Source organism: Pararcticibacter amylolyticus, assembly GCF_003130405.1.
GTDB lineage: Bacteria > Bacteroidota > Bacteroidia > Sphingobacteriales > Sphingobacteriaceae > Arcticibacter > Arcticibacter amylolyticus.
Genome location: NZ_QEAS01000010.1, coordinates 257,047 through 257,310 on the forward strand (window position 1 = coordinate 257,047; position 264 = coordinate 257,310).

The 264-nt window shown below is 50.0% G+C and carries 1 rRNA gene; it reads right to left on the reverse strand.

Annotated elements, in window-relative coordinates:
• Positions 1–186: 186 nt before the first annotated feature.
• Positions 187–264, reverse strand: a 5S ribosomal RNA gene (gene rrf, locus DDR33_RS13785); the annotation flags it as partial.

The following is a 264-nucleotide window of genomic DNA, read 5'->3' on the forward strand; positions in this document are numbered from 1 at the left end:
AATGAGCAATAGTTTATGACTTAATCAGAAACTAGCTGCAGATTCACCGGCAGGCCAGGTTAGTAATAAGAACTCATCCGCCAGCTTTCTTCTATCATTCCCCCCTCCAGCCTCGCCTGCCCGGCAATCCCTGCGTTTCTGACATAAAAAAAGCCCGTCAGTTTATCACTAACGGGCTCTTGTAAAGGTTGGCACCGACCTACTCTCCCACGTGTTACCGCAGTACCATCGGCTCTGGCGGGCTTAACTTCTCTGTTCGGAATG